We start from the raw sequence: 23,726 nt of genomic DNA on the forward strand, positions 1-23,726 counted from the left end.
CACGGTTTGGTAAGAACCGTTGGTAAGAACCGGTCACCAGTTGGTCAGGATGAAGCTGTTCAACGCGATCGCCCCGACGACGTTGAGGCTCAACCAGAAGCGGTGCGACTGTGGCGGCAGCAGGGCGCCTGCCGCCGTCAGCCAGATGGTGAACGGCAGCCAGATGCGTTCGGTCTCGGCCTTGCTCAGCATGCTCAAGTCGGCGCACAGGATCGCCAGCAGCGCACCCAGTATCAACAGCCGCAGCCCGGGACTCCTGCGCATGGCGGCGATGTCGAACGCGCGGCCGATGCCTGCCACGCTGCCGAGGCCGATTGCGCACACCACCGACGCCAGGTTGGCCCACGACCAGTATTGGAACGGCCGGTCATTCGCGATGCCCTGCCAATACCGTTCCTGCACAAGCTGATAGCCGTCGAACCACCAGAAGCCGAACGCGAAGAACACTCCGACGACGAAGCCGGCCGTCAGCGCGGCGGGTATCAGGGTGCGCAGCGCGGTCTGCCAGTCGACGGAGGTGGCCATCACGGCCAGGGCCAGAAACGAAATCAACGCCAGGCCGTAGTTCAGAAACAACGCCCAGCCGAGCAACAGGCCGGCCCCGCCCGCGACCAGCAGGGGCACCCGCACCTGCTGTTTGACCGCCAGCGCCAGCAGCGCGATGCCCCACGCCGCGACTCCGGCGAAATAGCCGTCGGCCGATACCGCGATCCAGATGGCGGTCGGGGCCACCGCGACAAACGGTGCGGCCATCCGAGCGGTGGCGTCGTCGGTGAGGGCGCGCACGGCGACGATCACGGCCGCGGCCGCGCTCGACCCCACCAGCAGGCACAGCAGCCCTGCCCAGGCGCCGCCGCTGAGCCCGATCCGGTCGAGCCAGACGAATGTCAGCAGCGCGCCGGGCGGATGCCCGGACACGTGGGTGATCCAGGAATCCGGCTGGTAGTCGAGGATCCTGCGGGAGAAGCTGCTGAGCGCCTCGGGGATGTCGGTGACGGTCGGCACCTGCCGCAGATACTCATGGCGCGAAGTGAGCCGGCCCGCGAAACCGCGCTGCCAGCCGTCGATCATGGCCAGCGAGAACGCCCACGCGCACGAGGTGGCCCAGGCGACCAGCACCAGCGCGCGCCACGGCAGCCGTTGCGCGCCGGCGGGCCCCCACATCACCGCGGCGATGCCGATGAGAATCGCCGCCGGTGTGCCCCACCCGACGTGGGCCTTCCACCAGCCGAAGATCGGAGCGGTATCGGCAAAGCTCTGAAACCGGGCCGGGCTGGCGTTGATCAGCGGCGTGACGATCCCGAGATGCAGGTGCGGCACGACGAACGCGGCCACCACCAGCACCACGGCGACGGCGACCGCCACTGTCTCCTTGCGACCGATCTGCAGCCTGGACACGACCGCCAGCGTAGGGCGTGGCGCGCAAAACATGTCGCGTTGATCGGGCCGCTGATGTCTCATAGTCGGGTGCCCGATCCCCTGTTCTGCAGTGTCGCGTTGGCTGCGCGCATCGAGCGCGCCGAGGCCCAGTCGATCGCGGCGGGCACCGACGCAGCCCGCCGTCGAAATCCGGTCGGCGCGTTCGTGACACCCGTCGCGGGCGGCTTCGCGTGTTTCGGCGAGGACGGTCTGCCGTTCAACAAGGTGGTGGGTCTGGGCTTTGACGGCGTGCCAAGCCCGCAGGAACTCGAGCAGATCGAGCGCGCGTACGCGGCGCGGTCCGCCGCGACGCAGGTCGAGTTGGCCAACCTCGGCGACCCGGAGATCGGCGCTTTGCTGACCGAGCGCGGCTATCACCTTGTGGCGTTCGAGAACGTCCTGGGCAGGACGCTGGACGACGTAAGACCCGGCGTCGACGTGATCGAGGTGCGTCGTGGCCTCGACGACGAACTCGACGCCTGGGTCGAGGTGGTGACGACCGGCTTCGCGCATCCCGACGACCAGGGCGTCGCCACGCACGAGGACTTCCCCCGCGACATCGTGGAGCGCGCCGAACGCGACATGGTCGCCACGGGCGCGCAGACGTATCTGGCGCTGCGCGACGGCGTCATCGCCGGCGGGGCAGGGTTGCGCGTGACCGACGGGGTGGCGCAGCTGGTCGGAGCGGCCACCGCGCCGGAACACCGCAGGCGTGGCGTGCAGTCCGCGCTGCTGGCGAAACGGCTCGCGGATGCGGCCGCGGCCGGCTGTGACATCGCCGTCGTCACCACGGCGCCGGGATCGAAATCACAACAGAACGTGCAACGCCAGGGATTTCATCTGCTCTACACGCGAGCGGTGCTGGTGAAGTGAACGCGTCTAGATACGGAATAATCGTTCCACAATCGACGTAACGTGGTGGTATGGCACGTCCACGCAAGTTCGACGAAGACGACGTCGTCGCCGCCGCCCGCGAAACGTTCTGGACCCGCGGATACACCGCGACCTCGGTCGACGACCTGACCGAGGCCACCGGATTGGGAAAGGGCAGTCTCTACGGCGCGTTCGGTGACAAGCACGGCCTGTACGTGCGCGCGCTCGACGACTACATCACCTCGGCCCTGCGGGGCGTGCAAGCAGAACTGCGCGACCCCGACGTCAGCGCCTTCGAGCGACTGACACGACACATCCGCGGCCAGCTGAAGGCGATAAACGCCGACAAGAACCGTCGCGGCTGCATGATGGCCAAGGGCGCGGCCGAACTGGCCGCCGTCGACGACGTCGTCGAAAAGAAAGTTGAACGCGCATACACGATCTGGCGCAACGAACTGGTCGCCTGCATCAAGGAGGCGCAGCGCGACGGCGCAATCGCCGCCGAACGCAATCCGCAAGCGCTGGCCACCGCGCTGCTGGCCTTCATGCGCGGCCAGGAAGCCCTGCACAAGGGCGGCGCCAAGCCGACTCAGCTCAAGGCCGCCGCCGAAGAGATGATCGCGCTGATCTCGGCAGCCTGACCACCGAACGCAAGTTTTTCCGAACAACGAAGGAATAACCGGACCCCGCACGGTGTCCCTACCTTTGTCCATGTTCTTGACCGAATGGTCCATAACACAGAGAGGCCCGACGATGGCACTTCTGGAAGGCAAGACGGCAGTCATCACCGGCGGCAGCACCGGAATCGGATTCGCCACCGCGAAGCGTTTCGTCGATGAGGGCGCCTACGTCTTCATCACCGGCCGCAGGCAAGCCGAACTCGAAACCGCGGTGAAGGAACTCGGCGACAACGCCGTCGGTGTGCAGGGTGACGTCAGCAAGCCCGAAGACCTCGACCGGCTCTACACCGCGGTGGCCGACAGCGGCCGTCGCCTCGATGCGGTGTTCGCCAACGCCGCGATCATCGACACGGCCTTCATCGGCCAGATCACCGACGAACACCTCGACACGCTCATCGACATCGACTTCAAGGGCGTCGTCCACACCGTCCAGAAGGCGCTGCCGCTGCTCAACGACGGCGGGTCGATCATTCTCAACGCGTCGACCGCCGCCGCCCGCGCCGCCGACGGCACCGGGGTGTACGGCGCGATCAAGGCCGCGGTCCGTTCGTTGGCCCGCACCTGGGCAAGTGAGCTGCGGGGCCGCATGATTCGCGTCAACGCGGTCAGCCCCGGCGCAACCGACACGCCAGGCATGGACGGGTTCGCCCAGATGATGTTCCCCGGACCTGACGCGTACAAGCGGCTCACCGAGAGCCAAATCAGCGGCGTGCCGATGGGCCGCTTCGGAACACCCGAAGAAGTCGCCAATGCCGTCGTCTTCCTGGCCTCAGACCTCAGCAGCTTCACCACCGGGGCCGACATCCCCGTCGACGGCGGGCTCAACCAAATCTGAACAACCGTCGCAGCGTCCGCGTTTCGTCGAGGGACAGCGGCGCCAGATACACACCGATGAGTTCGCGTTGCCACCACACGCGCTGGGACATCAGTTCGCGGGCCGTGCTGAAGCGGTACCGGTACAGCAGGCCACGCACATAGGTCGGCGGCTCGTCGGGGAACGGGTTGGTCCGCAGCAACTTCACGATGCCGCGCTCGTTGGTCAACAGGCCGCGGCACAACGGAATCAGCCACGGCTGGGCGTAGGCCGGTGAGAGCGGTACGAACCACATCAGCCAGTCGAGCCGCAAGTGGTACGGGCTCCACTGGCGGGGCATCCGGCGCACGTTGCCCGGTTTGCCCTTGAATTCGTACTCCTTCCAGACGGTTTCGTCGGAGACGACGGTGTCGGAGGTGCCTTCGAGGATCAACTCCGCGCGTGTGCGGGTGATGCTGCCGAAGGCGCCGTAGGCATTGACCATGTGCAGCGGGTCGAAGGTGGTGTTCATGCGTTGCCTGCGGGAGACCAGGTTCTTGGCCGGATTCCAGCTGAGCACCACCACCACCGCGGTGTAGGCGATGACCAATGCGGCGTACCAGTAAGGCTGGCCCGCAGGCACATTCGTCGGCTCGGCGATGCGGAACACCTTCGCGGCGGTCGAGGTGTCGATGACGCTGGCGGCCAGGATGATGGTCAGCCAGTTCAGCCACGCGTAGTTACCCGAGAGCACCAGCCAGAACTGCGTCACCACGATGATCGCGGCGGCCGCACTGGCGATGGGCTGCGGCGCAAACAACCCGAACGGCACGATCAACTGCGCGAAGTGGTTGCCCGCCACCTCCACCCGGTGCAGCGGGCGCGGCAGCCGGTGGAAGAACCAACTCAGCGGGCCCGGCATGGGCTGGGTCTCGTGGTGGTAGTAGAGGCACGTCAGGTCGCGCCAGCACCGGTCCCCGCGCATCTTGATCAGGCCGGCGCCGAACTCGACACGGAACAGCAGCCACCGCGTCAACCACATCGGGAGCACCGGCGGGGCCACCTCGTCGTTGCCGAGGAACGCCACCAGCAGGCCGGTTTCCAGCAGCAGCGACTCCCAGCCGAACGAGTACCAGATCTGGCCGACGTTGACGATCGACAGGTACATCGCCCACAGCAGCAGCCACAACAGGATGGCGGCCCACAGCGGCACGAGGTCGGCCAGGCCCACCACCATCGCGGCCGACAGCGCGGCCCCCGTCCAGCACACGGCGGCGAAGAACCGGTCCGAGTAGTACAGGTGGAAAACGCTCGGCGCAGACCGAAAAGACCGCAGCGCCAGGTACTCCCGCACGGGCAGCATCCCGCGCTCGCCGATCAATCCGCGGAACTGCCGGGCCGCGCACACGAACGCCAAGACGTAGACCGCGGCCACGCCGCGCTCCAGGATCAGCCTGCCCCACCACCATTCGGGCGCCGTCAGCCAGTCCATCGGTCAGCTCCCAGCAGCTACTCGAGCCACTCGTCAACCTTGAAAGGTCACCGCCAAAATGATGAACCCGATAATGAAAAGCGTCCAGGAGATCGCAGGCGCCACCCACCCGCGGGGGTGCCGTGCCGTGAAGAACGCGAGCGCGATCGTGACGATCGCCAGCACCGGCGCACCGTAGGTGATCAGGCCGAACAGGAAATCCCCTGGTCCAGGGGGGCACGTCTGGTCGGTGCACCCTGCGGTGCCCATCACCTGCATCAACGAATAGACCTCGACGACCGCGGCACCGATGATCGTCGACAGCGCGAGGACCCAGTTGACCACGGTCCGTTTACGGTCCGTGCCAGTGTCTGACGTCATGATCGCCGCGTACCCGCAGCCACGACGCCGAAACAAGCGGCGCGCTAGTACAGCACCTTGCGCACGTTGTCCTCGTCGTAGTGCTTCTGCAGCTCCTCAAAGCTCATGTCGGACCGCATCGCCTTGACGATCTGTGCGACCGACGGCACCGCGGCGGGATTCCAGCTGTCCGGATTCCACGCGTCGGCCCGCAGAAACGCCTTGGCGCAGTGGAAGAACACCTCTTCGATGTCGACCTCGAGCGCCAGGATCGGCCGCTTGCCCTGCACCGTCATCGCATCGAAGTAGTCCGCCTCGGCGACGATGCGCGCCGACCCGTTGATCCGCAGCGTGTCCCCTCGGCCGGGGATCACGAAGATGGTGCCCACCCGCGGGCGCGCCAGGACGTTGAGGTAGCCGTCCACCCGCTTGTTGCCAGGCCGCTCGGGGATCGCGATCGTGGTGTCGTCGATCACGTGGACGAAGCCGGGAGGATCACCTTTCGGGGAGACGTCGACGCGGCCGGCGTCGTCCGTCGTCGCCACGAATACCAGCGGGGTGTGCGCCACCCAGTCCCGCTGCACGGCGGACAGTCGGGGCGCCACTTTGTTGGCCACATAAGTGTTCGGGTGTCCGACGATGGCCCGCAGTTCATCGATCGTGCTCACTTCTCGGCGCATCGCTCCATTCTGCGCAATCGTCGTCCTGCGGCGGGCGCTACCCCTGATTAGCGCTGCTGGGACGCGGGTAGCCGGGCCGTGAGTGGAGGTGAATCATGGGCAAGCATGTCGAGGTAGACCCCGCGCTGTGGGAGGAGTTTCACCGCGTGGTCAACATGACGTCGCGTGAGCTGATGGAGTGGCTGCGCACGCGGTCGGCCGGCGAGGACACCGAACTGTTCCCCGACCAATCCGGCTCGCAGACCGCCAGACACGTCGTCGAGATCCTGCAGAAGCGCCGCGGCGACATGACCGCCGACGACGAGCGGATCATGCGCAAGGTGGTCGACCGCATCCACGCCGAGCGCAGCGCCGACATGGAACCGACCGCGGGCGATGAGGCCTGGCGGCACCGGATGATGACCATCGGGCACGACCCGCTCAAGCCGGTCCCGTCCTGACGGGCGGCCTACAGCGGACGGCAGGTAGGGATCAGGCCCGAATAAGCAACGGCGGGCATGCCGTCCACCGTGACGAATTCGGTTCCCGGCGACCAGGTGTCGCCGGGCTGAATCCACGGCGGTGCGTCGTGCGGATAGGCGATGGTCAAATCGGTGAAGAATTGAACGTTCCGCGGGCACTCGGCGTTCGGCGCCGTGACGGGGTTCCACGCGTGCACGACGATCGGGTTCCTCAGCGTGCGACCCTGCGCGCAGTTCGGTTGGCATTCGACCGCGACGTCGGTGCCGGTGCCGCGCGCGCCGTCGGATCCCCAGCTGGTCCACGTCATGTCCGTCATCACGCCGGTGCCGTCGCAGTTGTAGGCGAACGACGCGGGCCGCTGCTGCGGCGGTTTGGCCGGGTCGTAGCACATGCCGATGGCGAAGGTGGTGCCGTCGTCGTCGGCGGGCTCGGCGAGCGCGGCAGGGGAGCCGATGAGCAGGGCGAGCGCGGTGGCGGCTATCGCAACTGTGCGGACCATTTCCGGATGCTAGCTCAGCGGGCTCAGCGGCCGAACTGCGCGGCCAATCGGCGGCGGTCGATTTTGCCGATGCCGCGCCGCGGCAACGCGTCGACGAGGTGCACCTCGCGAGGCGCGGCGGTGGGGTCCAGCAGCGCCCCGACGTACTTGCGCAGTTCGACCAGCGTCGGTGGCGGATAGTTGGCGGCCGCGACTACGGCGGCGACGACGCGTTGACCGAGCCGGTCGTCGGGCACACCGAACACCGCGCATTCGGCCACCCGCGGATGTGACGACAACGCGTTCTCGACGAGATGCGGGAAGACGGTCAGGCCGCCGGTGCTGATCGCGTCGTCGGTGCGGCCCAGCACGCGCAGTCTGCCTGAAGTGTCAAGGGCGCCAACGTCATCGGTCAGGAACCAGCCGGGCTCGGCGAAGGGGTCGTTCTCGGGCGGGTTGCGGTAGCCCTTGGCCAGCGTGGCGCCGCCGAGCGCGATCCGCCCGTCGGAGCCGACCCGCACTTCCACACCGTCCAGCGGCACACCGTCATAGACACAGCCGCCTGCGGTCTCACTCATGCCGTACGTCCGCACGACCGAAATCCCTGCCGCTGCGGCCTTTTCGGCGATCTTGGTGGGCATCGGCCCGCCGCCGATCAGCACCGCGTCGAGTTCGGCCAGCGCGGCGCTGGCCGCCGGGTGCGACGATGCTTTGTCCAGTTGCGCGGCGACCAGTGAGGCGTATCGGCGCCCGCTGCCCATCGCCGCGACCGCCGCGGGCAGGTCGGCCGGATCGAATTGGGCGGGCAGCGCGACCGGCGTGTTGCCTGCCAGCACGCCGCGCACCAACACCTGCAGGCCTGCGATGTGGTAGGCGGGCAGCGCGAGCAGCCATTGTCCGGGCCCGCCGAGCCTGCGGTGGGTGGCCTCGGCGCTGGCCGTCAGCGCTGCCGCGGACAGCATCGCGCCTTTCGGTGTACCCGTGGTGCCCGATGTCGATACGACGACGGCGATGTCGTCGTCGATATCCTCACCGACGCGCAAAGCCGTTGTCAGCAGCTGGGTTTGACGCTCGTCGTTGGCCGGGACCGGCAGCATCGCGGGGATTCGGCCTGCCAAAATGCCTTCCACCGTCGGCAGCACCGACAAAGCCGACGGACCCGTCGGGACTGCGACAGGGTGTAGGACGGCTATTCCGGCTCCTCTACGTCTCGCGGGTCGTCAAGCGGCCACCCCTTGGTGGCCAGCCGCTGCCGTACCCGCTCGACATCGCTGGGTGACGGCAGCTCGTCGGTGATCTGGGTGATCAGCACGCCGATGTCGATGTGGTCGAACTCGCCGCGGTCCATCAAGTCCTGGGCGACGGCCTTCACCTCGTCGTCGGTCAGCCGTCGCTTCAACAACGCAAGCAGCGGGACGCGGTCGGGCCCCGGAACCCCTTCCGGATATCCAGCGTTCAACCAAGCCACGATCTTTGAGAGAAATGCGTTCACAACTGCCTGCGAGTTTACTTCGGTTCCGCGCCGAGGATGTACCAGCCGGTTTGGTGGCCGATGAAGTCACGGGCAATGAACAACACACCGATGACGACGGCGGCAAGGACGACGGCGAAGATCGCCCAGGAGACCGCGATCAGCAGCGGATGGCGCTGCTCGGCGGTCCCGTCGTGCCGCAGCGTGCCGACGCCCTCGGCGTTGATGCGGACCGCCAGCGCGAACAAAGCAGGCAATCCGGCGCCGACCAGCAGACCGGCGACGACGATCTGGGAGACGGCGGTGTAGTTGAACCAGGCACTCACAGCGCTTGCCTCTCATGCGCTTCGGGCTCTGCCACCGCTGGCAACACGGTGGGCAGCGGCAGTTTGTCGGCCGCGGTCCCGGAGGTCAGGGTGCCGTCCCAGTCGGCGTTGACGTTGGTCGGCTCGATGGGCGCCTTGCGCGACTGCAGCCAAATCGCGAGGGCGACCGCAATGAGCATTGCGAAGCCGATCGACGCGCCCGCGAACCCGCCGATGCCGTGCACGACGAAATAGGTGACGGCGCCGACGAGACCGGCCGACGGCAGCGTGATCAGCCATGCGGTGGCCATCCTGCCCGCGACGCCCCAGCGCACCTCGGCGCCGGGCTTGCCGACGCCGCTGCCCAGGATCGAACCGGTGGCGACGTGGGTGGTGGACAGCGAGAAACCGAAATGGCTGGACAGCAGAATGATTGCCGCAGAAGAGGTGTCGGCCGCCATGCCCTGCGGGGACTTGATCTCGACCAGGCCCTTGCCCAGCGTGCGGATGACCCGCCAGCCGCCGAAATACGTGCCCAACGCGATCGCGACCGCGCAGGACACGATCACCCACAGCGGCGGCATGTGATCGGATTTCTCGGCCGCGCCGTAGGAGATCAGCGCGAGGAAGATCACGCCCATCGTCTTCTGAGCGTCGTTGGTGCCGTGGGCGAGTGAGATCAACGACGCCGAGCCGATCTGGCCGTAGCGGAACCCGCGGATGGCCTTCTCCTCCGGGATTCCGCGGACCGCGCGGTAAACCAACCAGGTGCCGACACTGGCGACGAGGCAGGCGATCAGCGGGGCGCACAGCGCAGGGATGATGACGGTGGACACCACGCCCTTCCAGATGACGCCGTGGCCGCCGACCGCGGCGATCATCGCGCCGACGATGCCGCCGATCAGCGCGTGCGACGAGCTGGACGGGATGCCCAGCAGCCAGGTCAGCAGATTCCACACGATGCCGCCGACCAGGCCGGCGAAGACCAATTCCAGCGTCACCAGCCCCGACTCGACCAGGCCCTTGGCGATGGTCGCCGCCACGGCGGTGGACAGGAACGCGCCGACCAGGTTCAGCGAGGCTGAGAGGGTGACGGCGGCCTTCGGCTTGAGGGCGCCGCTGGCGATCGATGGGGCCATCGCGTTCCCGGTGTCGTGGAAGCCGTTGGTGAAATCGAACGCCAACGCCGTGATCACGACGATGATCAGCAGGAACAGCTGAAGGTCCACGGCTGAATTCTCTCGTTAGGCGAGATCTTTTGTCGAACTAACCGACAAAGAAATCCCTGGTCAACGCTAACTAGACGGTTGATGTTCGCCTCCCGTTAACCTCGGCTGTCCCGTCGCAGCGGATGTGTGTCGGGAACCTGCACGAATATCAGGGTCACTCCGTCGGGATCGGTTAGGTGCATCTCATGTAAACCCCATGGCTCCTGGCGGGCTTCCCGCGTGATGGGAACCCCGCGGTCAGCCAGTTCCCTTTGGACGGCGTAAAGGTCGCGCACCTGCAACCACAACGTGCCGCCGGCGTTGGGTTCGCCGTGGTCGGCGAGTTCGATGAGCGATTGACCTGCGTAGAAGACCGTTCCGCCGCTGTATTCGCGGGCGATGGCGAGTCCGAGTTCGTCGCGGTAGAAGCGCAGCGAACGTTGGTAGTCGGCCGGCCGGAGGAGCATCCGGCTGGCCAGGATCTCCATGGTGTTTTGTTTATCACGTCGCCCGCCCGATGCGGCCGCGACACGGTCGGCCTCACCGGCTCGGCTGCACGCGTTGGCGCCGCATCAGGGCGGTGACCCAGCCGGGGGCGACGGTGTCGAGCGCCTTGGCGGTGACGGCCATCCGCGGCGCGATGCGGATCGGCCGGGTGCGCGCCGCAGTGACCATCCAGTCGGCGGCCTCGGCCGCGGTGAGCGCCGGCAGCCCCTCGTAGGCCTTCGTCGGCGCGATCATCGGGGTGGCCACCAGCGGGTAGTACAGCGTCGTCGAGTGCACACCCTTGTGCGCCCATTCGGTTTCGATGACCCGACTGACCGCCGACAGCGCCGCCTTCGACGCGTTGTAGACCGAGAACAGCGGCGAGGACTCGCTGAACACGCCCCAGGTGGAGACGTTGATGATGTGGCCGTCGCCGCGTTCGAGCATGCCGGGCGCCAGCGCGCGGATGAGCCGCAGCGGGGAGTAGTAGTTCAGGCTCATCGTGCGTTCGACGTCGTGCCAGCGGTCCAGCGACTCGGCCAGCGGGCGGCGGATCGACTTGCCTGCGTTGTTGATCAGGATGTCGACCGCGCCGATCTCCTTTTCGACGCGGGCGGCGAGCGCGTCGACGGCGTCGAGGTCGGACAGGTCGCAGTCGATGGCCAGCGCGTCGCCGCCGTCGGTGAGGATGCGGTCGGCGACCTCGTCGAGCAGGGCTTTGCGCCGAGCCACGAGCACGACGGTGGCGCCGCGGCGGGCGAACTTCTGGGCGGCCGCTTCGCCGATGCCCGATGAAGCGCCGGTGAGCAGGATGCGCTTGCCCTCGAGGTCGACCTCGTCGCGGTCGGGCCGGTACAGCATCAGTTGCGGGGCGATCGGCGGCCGCATGCTGGCCAGTACCAGCTCGTCGGCCAGCCGCCGCAGCGGGCTCTTACTCACCCGAGGAGTGTATGGACCGTCGGCACCCGTGCAGTGTATGGACCGCCAAACGGCATTCCCGCAGGCCCCTACCCGCACTTCTGCTGCATGGATTCCGCCTCGCGACGTTAGGGCGTGCCCCAACGCGACAAGTTCTGCTTCGTGGACTAAAGTTCTGCCAGTCAGTGAAGGGGAGTATTCCTCCCGCGGCACGCGTCGTCATCACGGAAGGCCTGGCCTTCCCGGCGGTGCCGGTCGCAGGTAGCGCCTGCGGCGGAAGAGACCTTCGGACCGATGCAGCATGCCGTCCGGAGGTCTGTCGTGATTTCTGTTGTCTCGCCGCTGGTTTGGGCCATCACCGTGGTCGCGTTGGTCGCCATCATCGTGGTCGACCTGGCGGTGATCGGCCGTCGACAACGGACCGTCAGCGCCAAGGACGCCGTGCGCTGGGTGACGGTGTACATCGGGCTGGCCGTGGCGTTCGCCGTGGGGCTGTTCATCTTCGCGCCGGGCGCGAGCGGGCAGGAATTCGTCGCGGGCTACATCACCGAGTACAGCCTCAGCGTCGACAACCTGTTCGTCTTCATGATCATCATGTCGCGCTTCGCGGTGCCCGCGCTGGCGCAGGACAAGGTGCTCTACATCGGGATCGTGTTGTCGCTGCTGCTTCGCGCCGCGTTCATCTTCGCGGGCGCCGCGGCGATCGCCGCCTGGAGTTGGGTGTTCTACATCCTCGGCGGTTTCCTCGTCTACACCGCGGTGCAGCTGGCGATCGAGAACTCCGACGACGAGCCCGACTTCCACCAGAACCCCGTGTTGCGGCTGCTGCACCGATTCCTGCCGCTGAGCGAGGATTACGACGGCAGGCGGTTGATTACCCGCGTCGAGAAGCGCCGCATGTTCACCCCGCTGGTGATCGTCATCGCCGCGATCGGCATGGCCAACGTCGTGTTCGCCCTCGACTCGATTCCGGCGATCTTCGGGCTGACGAACGACGCCTACATCATCTTCACCGCCAATGCACTGGCGCTGATGGGCTTGCGGCAGTTGTACTTCCTGATCGGCGGACTGCTCGACAGGGTCGTCTACCTCAGCAAGGGATTGGCGGTCATCCTCGGCTTCATCGGCGTCAAGCTCATCATCGAGGCGTTGCACCACAGCCATCTCGACCAGGTCGGCAATTTCCATCTGCCCGAGATCGGCATCGTGACCTCACTGCTGTTCATCGTCATCACGCTGACCATCACGACGGTGCTCAGCCTGGTGAAGACCAGCCGCGACGCCCGTCGCGCTGCCGAGGCCGAGTGATTTCGGCGCGCTAACGTGCGCTGAGCGCCGGTTAGCGCGCCGAAATCGCTAGAAGTAGCGCGGGAACCGGCTCCAGTCGGGGTCGCGCTTCTCCAGGAACGCGTCGCGGCCCTCGACGGCCTCGTCGGTCATGTACGCCAATCGCGTTGCCTCACCGGCGAACAGCTGTTGGCCGACGAGCCCGTCATCGGTCAGGTTGAACGCGTACTTGAGCATCCGGATGGCCTGCGGCGATTTGCCGTTGATCGCCGCGGCCCACTCCAACCCGACGGACTCGAGCTCGGCGTGGTCGACGACTTCGTTGACCGCGCCCATGGCGTGCATCTGCTCGGCGGTGTAGGGCCTGCCCAGGAAGAAGATCTCGCGGGCGAACTTCTGGCCGACCTGCTTGGCCAGATACGCGCTGCCGAAACCGCCGTCGAAGCTGCCGACGTCGGCGTCGGTCTGCTTGAAGCGGGCGTGCTCGCGGCTGGCCAGGGTCAGGTCGCACACCGCGTGCAGGCTGTGCCCGCCGCCGGCGGCCCAGCCGTTGACCAGACAGATGACGACCTTAGGCATGAACCGGATCAGTCGCTGCACCTCGAGGATGTGCAGCCGTCCGGCGCGCGCGATGTCGACCGTGTCGGCCGTCTCCCCGGATGCGTACTGATAGCCGGTGCGGCCCCGAATACGTTGGTCCCCACCGGAACAGAACGCCCAGCCGCCGTCCTTCGGCGACGGCCCGTTGCCGGTCAACAGCACGACGCCGACGTCGGGGGACATGCGGGCGTGGTCGAGCACGCGGTAGAGCTCGTCGACGGTGTGCGGCCGAAAAGCGTTGCGTACCTCGGGTCGGTCGAACGCCACCCGCACGGTGGGCTGCGGCGTCCCGTCGACGACGTGGCGGTGATACGTGATGTCAGTCAGCTCGAAACCGTCGACCGGCTGCCAGATCTTGGGGTCAAAGGGGTTGTCGCTCATGCGTTTACCGGTTCGACTCGGAAGACGGGGCAGGTGCCGGCCAGCGCCTCGAACTCGTCTGGGTTCGGTCCGGTGACCAGGCCCGCGTTCTTGATGAAGCTGACGCCGGTCGGCACCCTCACCGGAAACTCCCGCAGCAGCGGACGCGCCTCCTCGGCAGGCAGTTCCACCATCCGGACGCGCTCGGCGCGGCGGCCCTGATGCAGGGTGGCCTCTCCCGCGGCGCGGACGTTGGCGGCCCAATCGGAGCCGGGAACGCCGCCGACGACGTAGCGCTTGCCGTCAACTTCCATCGGGGTCACGGGTGTCGACCGCGGCTTGCCGGTCTTGCGGCCAGGAACAGTCAGCACCACAGGGCCGGGGCTGAGCCCCAGCTTCTGCACGGCGATCATCACCTTGTTGACGTACTTCAACCACCACGGCAACGGAGTGTCGGACATGAGGGAAACGCTACGCGATCGGGCGCGGCGGCTTGTCACACCGATATGGCGGCTTGTCACACCGATATGTCGTAGCGAGCCAACGCGCGCCGCAGGCCGTCCGGCCGCTGCGTCGTCGGCAACGGATCGACCAGCACGAATCCGCAGCCCAGCGCGCGGGCGCCGCCGTCGGCCTCCTCGCTGTCGCCGACCATCACGGTGTACTCGGGCGCCACTTCCAACCGCGTCAGCGTGGTTTCGAAGATCGCAGCGCTGGGCTTGATCGCGCCGACTTCGAACGACAGCACGAACTCGTCGACGTCGTCGGCCGCGCCGATCGCCTCGAACGCGGGCCGGACATCGAACGCGATGTTGGAGACGACCGCCGTCTTGATCCCCTGCCGGCGCAGGGACTTCAGCACCTCGGCGGTGTCCGGGTAGGCCGTCCACGACGCCGGGTCGATCACCCGCGCGTACAGGTTCTCGGCGTGATGGTCGGGCATCCCGGACTGTCGCAACACATGCAGGTAGGCCTCCCTGTGCAGATGCGGTTCGAGGTCGCGGTTGACCCAGGCCTTGTACGCCTCCGGCGTCATCTCGACCGATCGGCCGGTCGGCGCGGTCAGGCGTCGCATCAGTTCGGCCTGGACGTGCCCGTCGACCTCGCGCTCGTCGACTTGCATGCCCTCGAACCAGCTGTCGTCCTCTTCGAGGCGAAACAGAGTGCCGGAGAAATCGAATAGCACGGCACGCGGTTGCACACTTCGAATACTGTCACGCTCCATGCGAATGAATTCCGCCGCACCGGCTATCCCATGGCCGTGGTCGAGCCATTGACCAACACCGCGCGGCTGGCCGAGCGGCCGATCAGCAGCGGCGGAACTCCGATGCAAGCATGGACGAGCTGGCATCGCCAGTTTCCTCCGCTGCACCTTGAACACTGCCCTGCGCTGGTCTTGGTCGCTGCGCATCCCGATACCGAGACCATGGGATTGGGGGCGACGGCGGCGTTGCTGGCCGGACACGGCGTCGTCGTACAGGTGGTCGCCGTGACCGATGGCGAGACGCCGGGCGCGCAGCAGCGCGACGAACTCATCGCCGCGGCCAAGCGTCTCGGTTTGGCGCGACCCATCTTCCTCGGCATTCCGGCGGGCGAGGTCGCTGACAACGAGGAGCGGTTGGAGATCGAAGTCGAAGCCTTGCTGGCGGAAGCTGCTCCCGGCGCGTGGTGTGCGGCGAACTGGCGCGCCGACGGGGACGCCGACCACGAGGCGACGGGCCGCGCCGCCGCGGAGGCCGCAAAGGACACGCCCGCGGTGTACATCGAGTATCCGATGTGGATGTGGCACTGGGCGATTCCGGACGACGGCGCTGTGCCGTGGCACCGTGCCAGGCGTGTGCACTTGACGACCAACGCCGAGGTAGCGAAAGTCACTGCGCTGCAATGCTACTCGAGTGGCATGTTGACACGGGATGTCATTCAGCGGCAGATGGCCGTCGGCGAGATCGTGTTCGTCTAGCCCGCCTGACGGGCACGAGCGGCTTTGGCCAGCAACACTTCTCGCTCGCGGTCGTTGTCGGTGAGTTCGGCGGCGCGGCAGAACTCGTCGGCGGCCTCGGCGTTGCGGCCGAGCCGGGCCAACAACTCGCCCCGCACACTGGGCAGCAGGTAGGACCCGTCAAGGCCGGTCAGTTCGTCGACGATCGCCAGCCCGGCGGCAGGCCCGGACGCCATCGACACCGCCACGGCCCTGTTCAGCGCCACCACCGGCGACGGCGCGATTTGGATCAGCCCGTCATACAGCGACACGATCCGCTTCCAGTCGGTGTCGGCGGCGGTCGGCGCGGTGGCGTGGCATTCGGCCAGCGCCGCCTGCAACGCGTACGGGCCCCAGCCGGTGCCGCGCTTGTCGATGGCGTCGGCGGCGCGCTGCAGCGCGGCGACCCCGCGATTGATCTGGGCGCGGTCCCATCTGGTGCGGTCCTGGTCCTCCAGCAGGATCGGTTTCCCGTCGGCGTCGGTGCGCGCACCGAACCGTGACGACTGAAATTCCATCAGCGCCACCAGCCCGTGCACTTCGGGTTCGTCGGGCACCAGCGCGGCCAGCACCCGGCCCAGGCGCAGCGCCTCGCTGCACAACTCGTCGCGCACCCACCGCTGCCCGAACGACGCCGAATAGCCCTCGTTGTAGATCAAATAGATCACCGACAGCACCGCCGACAGCCGCTGCGGGTATTCCGAGCGGTCCGGCACCTCGAACGGCACGTCCGCGGCGGCCAGCGCCTTCTTCGCGCGGGTGATCCGCGCCGCGATCGTCGGCGTCGGCGACAGAAATGCCCTCGCGATCTCCTCGGTGGTCAGCCCGCCGACGATCCGCAGCGTCAACGCGATCTGCGCCTCCCGCGACAACACCGGGTGCGCCGCGATGAAGATCAGCCGCAGCACGTCGTCGTCGATGCGGTCGGGATCCCAAGGGGGCTCGTCGATTTGGGTTTCCAGATCGCGGGCCAGCGTCGCGTACTTGGTGTCGAGATTCTCTTGGCGACGCCAGAAGTCGATGGCCTTGCGTTTGGCGACGGTGGTCAGCCAGGCGCCGGGGTTGCGCGGCACGCCGGCGTCGGGCCACTGCATCAGCGCGTCGACCAGCGCCTCCTGCGCCAGATCTTCGGCCAGGCCGACGTCGCCGACGGTGCGCGTCAGCGTCGCGACGATCTTGGCGGCCTCCATCCGCCACACCGCGTCGACGGTCTGGCGCATCTCGGTCGTCGGCACGTGCCCATTGTGCCTACGCCCGCTTTCAGCGACGGTCACCCTTCCACCGCTCGCGAGAAAAGAATCAGCCGACGGCGCGGTCGGCGCCCTGCCAGAACTGCGCGCGCACGGCCTTCTTGTCCGGCTTGCCCAGCGCGGTCACCGGCAGCGAGTCGACGACGATCACCTGCTTGGGCGACTGCACCGAACCCTTGCGTTCCTTGACCGCGGCCTGAATCTCGGTCGTCAGCGTCGCGATCGCCGCGTCGTCGTTGGGGGCCTCCGGCCGCAGCACGACGACGGCCGTCACCGCCTCGCCCCACTTCTCGTCGGGTGTGCCGATGACGCACACCTGCGCGACCGAAGGATGTTCGGCGATAACGTCTTCCACCTCGCGCGGGAAGACGTTGAAGCCGCCCGTGACGATCATGTCCTTGGTGCGGTCGACGATGTACCAGAAGCCGTCCTCGTCTTCACGGGCCAGATCGCCGGTGTGCATCCACCCGTCGCGGAAGGTCTCGGCCGTCGCCTCCGGCTTGTTCCAGTACCCGCCGGCGACCAGCGGGCCGCTGACGCAGATCTCGCCGACTTCACCTTGGGGCACCGGCTTTCCGTCCTCGCCGAGCAGCGCGGTGCGGCAGAACACGGTCGGGCGTCCGCACGAGGTGAGCCGCTTCTCGTCGTGGTCGCCCTTGGCCAGATAGGTGATCACCATCGGCGCCTCGGACTGGCCGTAGTACTGCGCGAAGATCGGGCCGAACCGGTCGATCGCCTCGCGCAGCCGCACCGGGTTCATCGCTGAGGCGCCGTAGTACACGGTCTCCAGCGACGACAGGTCGCGGGTGTGCGAGTCGGGATGGTCGAGCAGCGCATAGATCATCGACGGCACCAGCATCGTCGCCGTGATCTTCTGCTCCTCAATGGTTTTCAGCACTTCGGCCGGATCGAACTTGGTCAGCACGAACAGCTGTCCGCCCTTGATGATGGTCGGCACGAAGAACGCTGCGCCCGCATGCGACAGCGGGGTGCACATCAAAAAGCGGGGCCGCTCGGGCCATTCCCATTCGGCGAGCTGGATCGTCGTCATCGTGGTGATCGACTGCACCGTGCCGATCACGCCTTTCGGCTTGCCCGTGGTGCCGCCGGTGTAGGCCATGCCGCCGATGTGGTCGGGCGGCAGGTCGGCGGCGACCAGCGGCCGCGGCGGATACTTTGCGGCCTCGGCGGTCAGGTCGACGCCGCCGCCCTCCAACTCCTGCGGCACCGGGCCGATCGTCAGGATCTGCTTGAGCCCCGGCACCTTGTCCAGCAGGCCGCGGGCCCGCTCGACGAACATCGGATTCGGGTCGATGATCAGCGACGACACCCCGGCGTCGTTCAACACGTACGCGTGGTCATCCAGCGAACCGAGAGGGTGTAGTGCGGTGCGGCGATACCCCTGCGTCTGGCCCGCGCCGATGATCATCAGCACCTCGGGCCGGTTGAGCGAGAGCAGGCCGGTCGCGGTGCCGCTGCCCGCCCCGAGCGCCTCGAACGCCTGAATGTACTGGCTGATGCGGTCGGCTAGCTCGCCGCCGGTCAGCGTGGTGTCGCCGAGGAAGAGGACCGGTTTGTCCCTGTTCCGCTTCAGCGCTCCCACCGTCAGGTGGCCGGAGTGCACGGGATGGCGCAGCAGCGAGTCGCTCATGCCTTCAGATTAGAACGTGTTTCAATTCGCCTAATCAAGTCCCTTGCCGAGGCGCCGTCGTGAACTGTGTGGGAAGCGGCCGCACCGGGTAGGCACGACTCGTGAGCACCGACACGGGCCAGCGGCTGCGCGACACGATCCTGGAGCTGTCGCGCGACCGCGGCCCGGACAAGACGATCTGCCCGTCGGATGCCGCACGGGCCGTCGACGCCGACAACTGGCGGGAGCTGATGGATGAGGCTCGCGACGCCGCCCGCGCACTGGCTCGCGAGGGCAAGGTCGTCATCACCCAGGGCGGCGAGGCCGTCGACCCCGACGTCGAGTGGCGCGGACCCATCCGAATATCGATTTCGGCGCGCTAACCGGCGCTGAGCGCACGGTAGCGCGCCGAAATCACTCGTTCAGCGGGCGAACTGCTCGGCCTCTGCCCGGGCTTTTGCCGCGATCTTCTCGGCGACCTCGGCCTTCCACTGGACTTCCTTCTGGACCCACGGGTTGTCCTGCGGAAACTCCGAGGTTTCCGAGACCCGGCGCACCTCGACCTTGACGCCCTTGCCAAGGGGAATCTTCTGCGCCCACTGCTTGGCCTCTTCTTTCGACGAGACCTCGATGATCCAGAACCCGTTGAACAGCTCCTTGGCCTCGGTGTACGGGCCGTCGGTCACCACGGGCGGATCGGAGTCGAAGTCGACGACGAAGCCCTCCTCGGGACCGGTCAGACCTTCACCGGCCAGCAGGACACCGGCCTTGATTAGCTCTTCGTTGTAGCGGCCCATCGAGGCAATGATCTCGTTGAAATCGACGTTCGCCTCCTCCATCGCGGCTTCGGCTTCGGGGGTGGACCGCATGATCATCATGTAGCGCGCCATCTCTGTCTCCTTCTTCAGTGGGGAAGGGGCCCGTCCATCGTGCCCTCGTTGACACGTCGAACGGCAGATGCCGCCAATCGACACGGACCCGAAAAAACTTTTCAGAAATTTTCCCCAAAAAGTGTGCGACCGCAGCGCCCTCGTCGCTCCTACCCGTGAGAGCAGCCCAAACCGGGACGCCACGACCTTCAGGAGAGACCATGGACAGCAACTACGGCCGCCAGCACAGCTACTACGGCTACCCGCAGCCCACCTACGCGCCGGCGCCGCAGCCGCAGAACGCCGGATCCGGGATGAAGCTGGCCGCTGGCGCCCTGGGCGTGCTGGCTGTCGGCATCGTGGCGGGCGCCCTCGCCTTCGGGATGACCAAGAACTCGACCCCGGAGACGACGGCCGCGCAGTCGACGCCCTCCACCGTCGTCAACCTCCCCTCGGAGATCACCCTGCCGACGCTGGGCGATTCGACTTCGAGCGGGCCGGTGGTTGTGAACAACCCGGCGCCGGTGCGCATCACCGTTCCGGGTCAGGGCTCGGTGCAGCTGCCCGCGAGCCCGGCCCCGGCGCAGATCAACCCGGTCCCGGCCAACAATCCCGCTCCGGCCCCGAACAATCCCGGCCCGGCTGGAAACGCCGGTGGCGAGCAGAAGCAGGGTGACGGGCAGAAGCAGACCGACGCGCAGAAGCAGGCCGAGGAAGAGGCCAAGAAGCAGGCCGAGGAAGAAGCGAAGAAGCAGGCCGAGGAAGAGGCGAAGAAGCAGGCCGATGAAGAAGCCAAGAAGAAGGCCGAAGAAGAGGCCGCCAAGAAGAAGGCCGACGAAGAAAAGGCCCAACAGAAGGCACTGCTTCTGCAGCAGGCTCAGTTGCTCCGTCAGAACGCGTCGATCGCCAGTTCCTTTGGTCAGTCGCAGCAGGCGGCTCAACTCATAGCGCAGGCGCAGGCGTTGGAGGCACAAGCCGCAGCGCTGTAGAACCAGGCCCTTCACAGGTCTGGGCCGGGCGCGTCTTGGCCCGTCACGACCGCCGTTCGACCAAGATGTCCTTGTGCCGAACGCTGACCTCGTCGTTCACGGAACAGTGCTCACCGTCGACGAGACGCGACCGACCGCGGAGGCGTTGGCCGTCGCCGACGGACGTGTGGTCGCCGTCGGCGACCGGTCCGACATCGACACCTGGATCGGGCCCAGCACCGAGGTGCACGACATCGGCGCCGGCGCTGTGATGCCCGGGCTGGTGGAAGCACACGGCCACCCGCTGATGGAGGCGATCGTTTTGTCCGACCGCATGGTCGACATCCGGCCGGTGACGCTGCGCGACGCCGACGACGTAATCACCGCGATCCGCGCGGAGGTGACCAACCGTGGCGCCGACGGCGCATATTGCAACGGCTGGGATCCGCTGCTGCAGATCGGACTTCCAGAGCCGACGCTTGCGTGGCTCGACGGCATCGCCGCCGACAGTCCGCTGGTGATCATTCACAACTCGGGCCACAAGGCGTATTTCAACTCTGCGGCCGCCGCGAGGGTGGGGCTGAACCGCGACTCGCCCGATCCGAAGGGCGCCGCTTACGGCCGTGACGCGTCGGGCGAGTTGGACGGCACCGCCGTCGAGACGGGCGCGGTGTTTCCGTTGTTGGCCGGCGCCATCGACCCCAGCGACTACCCGGCGATGCTGCTCGCCGAATGCTCGCGGCTCAACCGCGCCGGATTGACGACCTGCTCGGAGATGGCGTTCGACCCGGTCTTCCGGCCCGTGCTCGCGCAGCTACGCGACAAGCTGACGATAAGGCTTCGCACCTACGAAATGTCCACCGCGGCACTGCATACCGACGAAACCATCGACAACGGTGACGACACGGTGCGCCAGGTCGGCATCAAGATCTGGGTCGACGGCTCGCCGTGGGTGGGCAACATCGACCTGTCGTTTCCCTATCTCGACACCGAAGCCACCCGCATCATCGGTGTCGCGCCGGGCTCATGCGGACATGCCAACTACACCCGCGAGCAGCTCACCGAGATCGTCGAGGCCTACTTTCCGCTGGGCTGGCAGATGGCGTGTCATGTGCAGGGCGACAAGGGCGTCGACACCATCCTTGATGTCTACGAGGAGGCACTGCGCAAGCATCCGAGAACCGATCACCGGCTGCGGCTCGAGCATGTCGGCGCGATCACCGACGACCAACTCCGCCGCGCCGCCGAACTCGGCGTCACGTGCAGCATCTTCGTCGACCAGATCCATTACTGGGGCGACGTCATCGTCGACGGTCTGTTCGGCGCCGAGCGCGGAACCCGGTGGATGCCATGCGGATCGGCCGCCGCCACCGGCATGCGCATCTCGCTGCACAACGACCCGCCCGTCACACCGGAGGAGCCGCTGCGCAACATCAGCGTCGCCGCCACGCGCGTTGCGCCGAGCGGTCGCGTACTCGCACCGCAGGAACGGTTGACGGTCGAGCAGGCGATCCGGGCGCAGACCATCGACGCGGCATGGCAACTGTTCGCCGACGACGTCATCGGTTCGCTCGAAGTCGGCAAGTACGCCGATTTGGTTGTGCTGTCGGGTGATCCGCGCACCATTCCACCCGAGCAGATCGCCGACCTCGAGGTGCGCGCGACGTTTCTGGCCGGCAGGAAGGTCTACGGCGACTGAGCCTTCACCGGGACGGCGATCTCGTTGCGGCGCAGGAACGGCAGTGTCCACGGCGGATCGTAGAACCACGCGACGGGCTCACCGTCCGCCTCGATGCCATTGTCCCGCAACACAGTCAGCAACTGAGAACTCCGTGCCGTCACGGCTGTAGGGCTGCGGTCGCCACCGAACCGCAGCACCGCGACCGTCTGTCCCGGAACCGTCACCAGCGCGACGTTCTCGTCGTCGGGTTCCGGCAGCGTGTCCATCGTCCACTTCGACGGCATGAAGAACCGGATGGTCCACCGATCGCCGGCTGCGCGCGATTGCGCGACCGGCGTCGTCATGGCGATCTCTTCGCGGCCGGACTGCGCCACCGGCGCGGTCATCGCAATGGATTCGGCGCGGTGGTTGGCCCCGAAGATGTAGTTGGCCAGGCGGCGGAAACCGATGTTGCGGGCGCGGTCCTCGTCGGCGGTCACCGTCGTCTCCGCCGCCATCCGCGGACCGTATCGTCGCAACTCGACTCCGTCGCCCAGCGCACTACCGACGTAATGCGGCTCTTCCGTCAGGATCCGGATACCGACCAGCGACAGCGCCGACTCCGCGATCTGGCTGGCTATCTTCGTGATTCGCAAGAGCGGCCTTAATCCTCGACGGACGTCGTGGTCGAAGCCGGCTCGTTCGTCGTCTGCGACCGGACCGGGCTGGGGTAGCGCACGCCGACGTTGGCGACGCCGATGCGATTGTCGCCGTTGTTGAACAGGCCGATGTTGCCGTTACCGGTGTTGCCGACGCCGACGTTGAAGTTGCCGGTGTTGTTCACGCCGAAATTGGCGCTGCCGCTATTGCCGGCGCCGACGTTCAGCCTGCCGTTGTTGCCTGCGCCGACGTTGAGTGTGCCGGTGTTCCGGAGTCCGACGTTGAGCGCGCCGACGTTGTCGGCGCCGAAGTTGCGGACACCGGTGTTGTTGAATCCAACATTGAAGTCGCCGTCGTTGCCGTTACCGATGTTGGCAACAGCGCCGTTGGTGAGGTCGTCGGCGTCGACGTTGTTGAAGCCGATGTTAAAGCTGCCTTCGTTGTCACCGCCGATATTGAAGTTGCCCTCGTTGGTGGTGCCGATGTTGAAGTCGCCGTCGTTGTTCACGCCGATGTTGAAGTTCCCTTCGTTGCCCGCGCCGAGGTTCGGCGTGCCGATCAGCAGGCTGAGCTGGACGCCGGGCGGGACGAACGGTGTGGGCGGAAGCTCCTCGCGCACGCCGACCACCGGGGCGATCGCAGCGTCTGCGCCTGCCGCAATGGCGCGGCCGACCGCGGGCAGCGCGCGTGCGCCCAGATCGGGCGCGGGCAGCGGCAGGACGGCGGCGCCCAGTGAGACGTCGGTCGCGGCCGGCGCCTGCATCGGGGCCGGTGGTGCGACGGAACCTGCGACGACAATTCCGGCGCCCACGGCGGCGACACCCGCGACGAGCCAAGAACGAAGGGAAATATGCATGGGA

Annotated in this window: 28 protein-coding genes; 9 read left to right on the forward strand and 19 right to left on the reverse strand. The window is 67.0% G+C overall.

What is annotated here, in order from left to right; all coding sequences use genetic code 11:
* Positions 1 to 33: 33 nt before the first annotated feature.
* Positions 34 to 1,389, reverse strand: coding sequence for a hypothetical protein (locus CQY20_RS09435; protein ID WP_097939868.1), 1,356 nt, complete (start codon positions 1,387 to 1,389; stop codon positions 34 to 36).
* Positions 1,390 to 1,452: 63 nt separating this feature from the next.
* Between CQY20_RS09435 and CQY20_RS09440 the strand changes: the two genes are divergently transcribed.
* The 3 genes from CQY20_RS09440 to CQY20_RS09450 all read left to right on the forward strand — a co-directional run bounded on the left by CQY20_RS09440 (position 1,453) and on the right by CQY20_RS09450 (position 3,807).
* Positions 1,453 to 2,292, forward strand: a complete 840-nt coding sequence (locus CQY20_RS09440; protein WP_097939821.1) for a GNAT family N-acetyltransferase — start codon at positions 1,453 to 1,455, stop codon at positions 2,290 to 2,292.
* Positions 2,293 to 2,342: 50 nt separating this feature from the next.
* Entirely contained in the window at positions 2,343 to 2,933 is a 591-nt protein-coding gene (locus CQY20_RS09445) for a TetR/AcrR family transcriptional regulator (RefSeq protein ID WP_097939822.1), read from the forward strand.
* Positions 2,934 to 3,045: 112 nt separating this feature from the next.
* Positions 3,046 to 3,807: an SDR family NAD(P)-dependent oxidoreductase gene (locus CQY20_RS09450; protein ID WP_097939823.1), complete on the forward strand. Its 762-nt coding sequence runs from the start codon at positions 3,046 to 3,048 to the stop codon at positions 3,805 to 3,807.
* Here CQY20_RS09450 and CQY20_RS09455 read toward each other — a convergent pair.
* The 3 genes from CQY20_RS09455 to CQY20_RS09465 are packed head-to-tail and all read right to left on the reverse strand — an operon-like array spanning position 3,794 to position 6,276.
* Positions 3,794 to 5,257, reverse strand: a complete 1,464-nt coding sequence (locus tag CQY20_RS09455) for a lipase maturation factor family protein (protein ID WP_097939824.1) — start codon at positions 5,255 to 5,257, stop codon at positions 3,794 to 3,796. The two genes, CQY20_RS09450 and CQY20_RS09455, sit on opposite strands and share 14 nt — an antisense overlap.
* 33 nt (positions 5,258 to 5,290) lie before the next feature.
* Positions 5,291 to 5,617 carry a hypothetical protein gene (locus CQY20_RS09460; RefSeq protein WP_097939825.1) on the reverse strand — a complete coding sequence of 109 codons (327 nt, stop codon included), beginning with the start codon at positions 5,615 to 5,617 and terminating at the stop codon, positions 5,291 to 5,293.
* 44 nt (positions 5,618 to 5,661) lie between these two features.
* Positions 5,662 to 6,276 (reverse strand): pyridoxamine 5'-phosphate oxidase family protein, encoded by a 615-nt coding sequence (locus tag CQY20_RS09465; RefSeq protein ID WP_097939826.1) that lies wholly within the window; start codon positions 6,274 to 6,276, stop codon positions 5,662 to 5,664.
* A gap of 95 nt (positions 6,277 to 6,371) precedes the next feature.
* Here CQY20_RS09465 and CQY20_RS09470 point away from each other — a divergent pair, with 95 nt between their 5' ends.
* Positions 6,372 to 6,716 carry a DUF3140 domain-containing protein gene (locus tag CQY20_RS09470; protein ID WP_097939827.1) on the forward strand — a complete coding sequence of 115 codons (345 nt, stop codon included), beginning with the start codon at positions 6,372 to 6,374 and terminating at the stop codon, positions 6,714 to 6,716.
* Positions 6,717 to 6,724: 8 nt separating this feature from the next.
* Here the strand turns inward: CQY20_RS09470 and CQY20_RS09475 are convergent, their stop codons facing one another.
* From CQY20_RS09475 to CQY20_RS09505, 7 genes are all read right to left on the reverse strand, one after another.
* On the reverse strand, positions 6,725 to 7,237 hold the full coding sequence (locus tag CQY20_RS09475) for a hypothetical protein (protein ID WP_097939828.1): 513 nt from the start codon (positions 7,235 to 7,237) through the stop codon (positions 6,725 to 6,727).
* A 23-nt stretch (positions 7,238 to 7,260) separates the two neighbouring features.
* Positions 7,261 to 8,358 (reverse strand): o-succinylbenzoate--CoA ligase, encoded by a 1,098-nt coding sequence (menE, locus tag CQY20_RS09480; RefSeq protein WP_371871027.1) that lies wholly within the window; start codon positions 8,356 to 8,358, stop codon positions 7,261 to 7,263.
* A gap of 47 nt (positions 8,359 to 8,405) precedes the next feature.
* Positions 8,406 to 8,708 (reverse strand): DUF3349 domain-containing protein, encoded by a 303-nt coding sequence (locus tag CQY20_RS09485; RefSeq protein WP_097939830.1) that lies wholly within the window; start codon positions 8,706 to 8,708, stop codon positions 8,406 to 8,408.
* Positions 8,709 to 8,722: 14 nt separating this feature from the next.
* Positions 8,723 to 9,013 carry a hypothetical protein gene (locus CQY20_RS09490; RefSeq protein ID WP_097939831.1) on the reverse strand — a complete coding sequence of 97 codons (291 nt, stop codon included), beginning with the start codon at positions 9,011 to 9,013 and terminating at the stop codon, positions 8,723 to 8,725.
* The gene (locus CQY20_RS09495; RefSeq protein ID WP_097939832.1) at positions 9,010 to 10,221 is read right to left on the reverse strand and encodes an inorganic phosphate transporter; all 1,212 of its coding nucleotides are present in this window, start codon (positions 10,219 to 10,221) and stop codon (positions 9,010 to 9,012) included. Before CQY20_RS09495 ends, CQY20_RS09490 begins: the two co-directional genes overlap by 4 nt.
* 95 nt (positions 10,222 to 10,316) lie before the next feature.
* The gene (locus CQY20_RS09500) at positions 10,317 to 10,688 is read right to left on the reverse strand and encodes a VOC family protein (protein WP_097939833.1); all 372 of its coding nucleotides are present in this window, start codon (positions 10,686 to 10,688) and stop codon (positions 10,317 to 10,319) included.
* Positions 10,689 to 10,740: 52 nt separating this feature from the next.
* Positions 10,741 to 11,625 (reverse strand): SDR family oxidoreductase, encoded by an 885-nt coding sequence (locus CQY20_RS09505; protein WP_097939834.1) that lies wholly within the window; start codon positions 11,623 to 11,625, stop codon positions 10,741 to 10,743.
* Between the two features lie 300 nt (positions 11,626 to 11,925).
* Between CQY20_RS09505 and CQY20_RS09510 the strand changes: the two genes are divergently transcribed.
* Positions 11,926 to 12,912 carry a TerC/Alx family metal homeostasis membrane protein gene (locus CQY20_RS09510; protein ID WP_234816166.1) on the forward strand — a complete coding sequence of 329 codons (987 nt, stop codon included), beginning with the start codon at positions 11,926 to 11,928 and terminating at the stop codon, positions 12,910 to 12,912.
* A 48-nt stretch (positions 12,913 to 12,960) separates the two neighbouring features.
* On the opposite strand, the gene CQY20_RS09515 is transcribed toward CQY20_RS09510, so the two are convergent.
* From CQY20_RS09515 to CQY20_RS09525, 3 genes are read right to left on the reverse strand one after another with little or no spacing between them, the layout of a single operon-like run.
* Positions 12,961 to 13,872 carry a 1,4-dihydroxy-2-naphthoyl-CoA synthase gene (locus tag CQY20_RS09515; protein WP_097939836.1) on the reverse strand — a complete coding sequence of 304 codons (912 nt, stop codon included), beginning with the start codon at positions 13,870 to 13,872 and terminating at the stop codon, positions 12,961 to 12,963.
* Positions 13,869 to 14,312, reverse strand: a complete 444-nt coding sequence (locus tag CQY20_RS09520) for a nitroreductase family deazaflavin-dependent oxidoreductase (protein WP_097939837.1) — start codon at positions 14,310 to 14,312, stop codon at positions 13,869 to 13,871. Before CQY20_RS09520 ends, CQY20_RS09515 begins: the two co-directional genes overlap by 4 nt.
* A gap of 56 nt (positions 14,313 to 14,368) precedes the next feature.
* On the reverse strand, positions 14,369 to 15,076 hold the full coding sequence (locus CQY20_RS09525) for an HAD family hydrolase (protein WP_097939838.1): 708 nt from the start codon (positions 15,074 to 15,076) through the stop codon (positions 14,369 to 14,371).
* Positions 15,077 to 15,112: 36 nt separating this feature from the next.
* Here CQY20_RS09525 and CQY20_RS09530 point away from each other — a divergent pair, with 36 nt between their 5' ends.
* A complete protein-coding gene (locus CQY20_RS09530; protein WP_234816168.1) occupies positions 15,113 to 15,811 on the forward strand; it encodes a PIG-L deacetylase family protein in 699 nt (232 codons plus the stop codon).
* Here the strand turns inward: CQY20_RS09530 and CQY20_RS09535 are convergent.
* Positions 15,808 to 17,049 carry an RNA polymerase sigma factor gene (locus CQY20_RS09535; RefSeq protein ID WP_097939869.1) on the reverse strand — a complete coding sequence of 414 codons (1,242 nt, stop codon included), beginning with the start codon at positions 17,047 to 17,049 and terminating at the stop codon, positions 15,808 to 15,810. The two genes, CQY20_RS09530 and CQY20_RS09535, sit on opposite strands and share 4 nt — an antisense overlap.
* Positions 17,050 to 17,128: 79 nt before the next feature.
* On the reverse strand, positions 17,129 to 18,730 hold the full coding sequence (gene fadD8 / locus CQY20_RS09540) for a fatty-acid--CoA ligase FadD8 (protein ID WP_097939840.1): 1,602 nt from the start codon (positions 18,728 to 18,730) through the stop codon (positions 17,129 to 17,131).
* Between the two features lie 101 nt (positions 18,731 to 18,831).
* Between fadD8 and CQY20_RS09545 the strand changes: the two genes are divergently transcribed.
* On the forward strand, positions 18,832 to 19,092 hold the full coding sequence (locus tag CQY20_RS09545; RefSeq protein ID WP_097939841.1) for a DUF3253 domain-containing protein: 261 nt from the start codon (positions 18,832 to 18,834) through the stop codon (positions 19,090 to 19,092).
* A gap of 39 nt (positions 19,093 to 19,131) precedes the next feature.
* Here the strand turns inward: CQY20_RS09545 and CQY20_RS09550 are convergent, their stop codons facing one another.
* Positions 19,132 to 19,599 (reverse strand): YciI family protein, encoded by a 468-nt coding sequence (locus CQY20_RS09550; RefSeq protein WP_097939842.1) that lies wholly within the window; start codon positions 19,597 to 19,599, stop codon positions 19,132 to 19,134.
* A gap of 200 nt (positions 19,600 to 19,799) precedes the next feature.
* Here CQY20_RS09550 and CQY20_RS35135 point away from each other — a divergent pair, with 200 nt between their 5' ends.
* The gene (locus CQY20_RS35135) at positions 19,800 to 20,567 is read left to right on the forward strand and encodes a hypothetical protein (RefSeq protein ID WP_109789721.1); all 768 of its coding nucleotides are present in this window, start codon (positions 19,800 to 19,802) and stop codon (positions 20,565 to 20,567) included.
* 73 nt (positions 20,568 to 20,640) lie between these two features.
* Positions 20,641 to 22,245, forward strand: a complete 1,605-nt coding sequence (locus CQY20_RS09560; protein ID WP_097939843.1) for an amidohydrolase — start codon at positions 20,641 to 20,643, stop codon at positions 22,243 to 22,245.
* Here the strand turns inward: CQY20_RS09560 and CQY20_RS09565 are convergent.
* Positions 22,233 to 22,862, reverse strand: coding sequence for an SOUL family heme-binding protein (locus CQY20_RS09565; RefSeq protein ID WP_097939844.1), 630 nt, complete (start codon positions 22,860 to 22,862; stop codon positions 22,233 to 22,235). The genes CQY20_RS09560 and CQY20_RS09565 overlap by 13 nt on opposite strands.
* An 8-nt stretch (positions 22,863 to 22,870) precedes the next feature.
* Positions 22,871 to 23,722 carry a PPE family protein gene (locus CQY20_RS09570; protein ID WP_097939845.1) on the reverse strand — a complete coding sequence of 284 codons (852 nt, stop codon included), beginning with the start codon at positions 23,720 to 23,722 and terminating at the stop codon, positions 22,871 to 22,873.
* Between the last annotated feature and the right edge of the window lie 4 nt (positions 23,723 to 23,726).

Origin of the sequence: Mycolicibacterium agri (genome assembly GCF_002553505.1) — a bacterium.
Classification (GTDB): Bacteria; Actinomycetota; Actinomycetes; order Mycobacteriales; family Mycobacteriaceae; genus Mycobacterium; species Mycobacterium agri.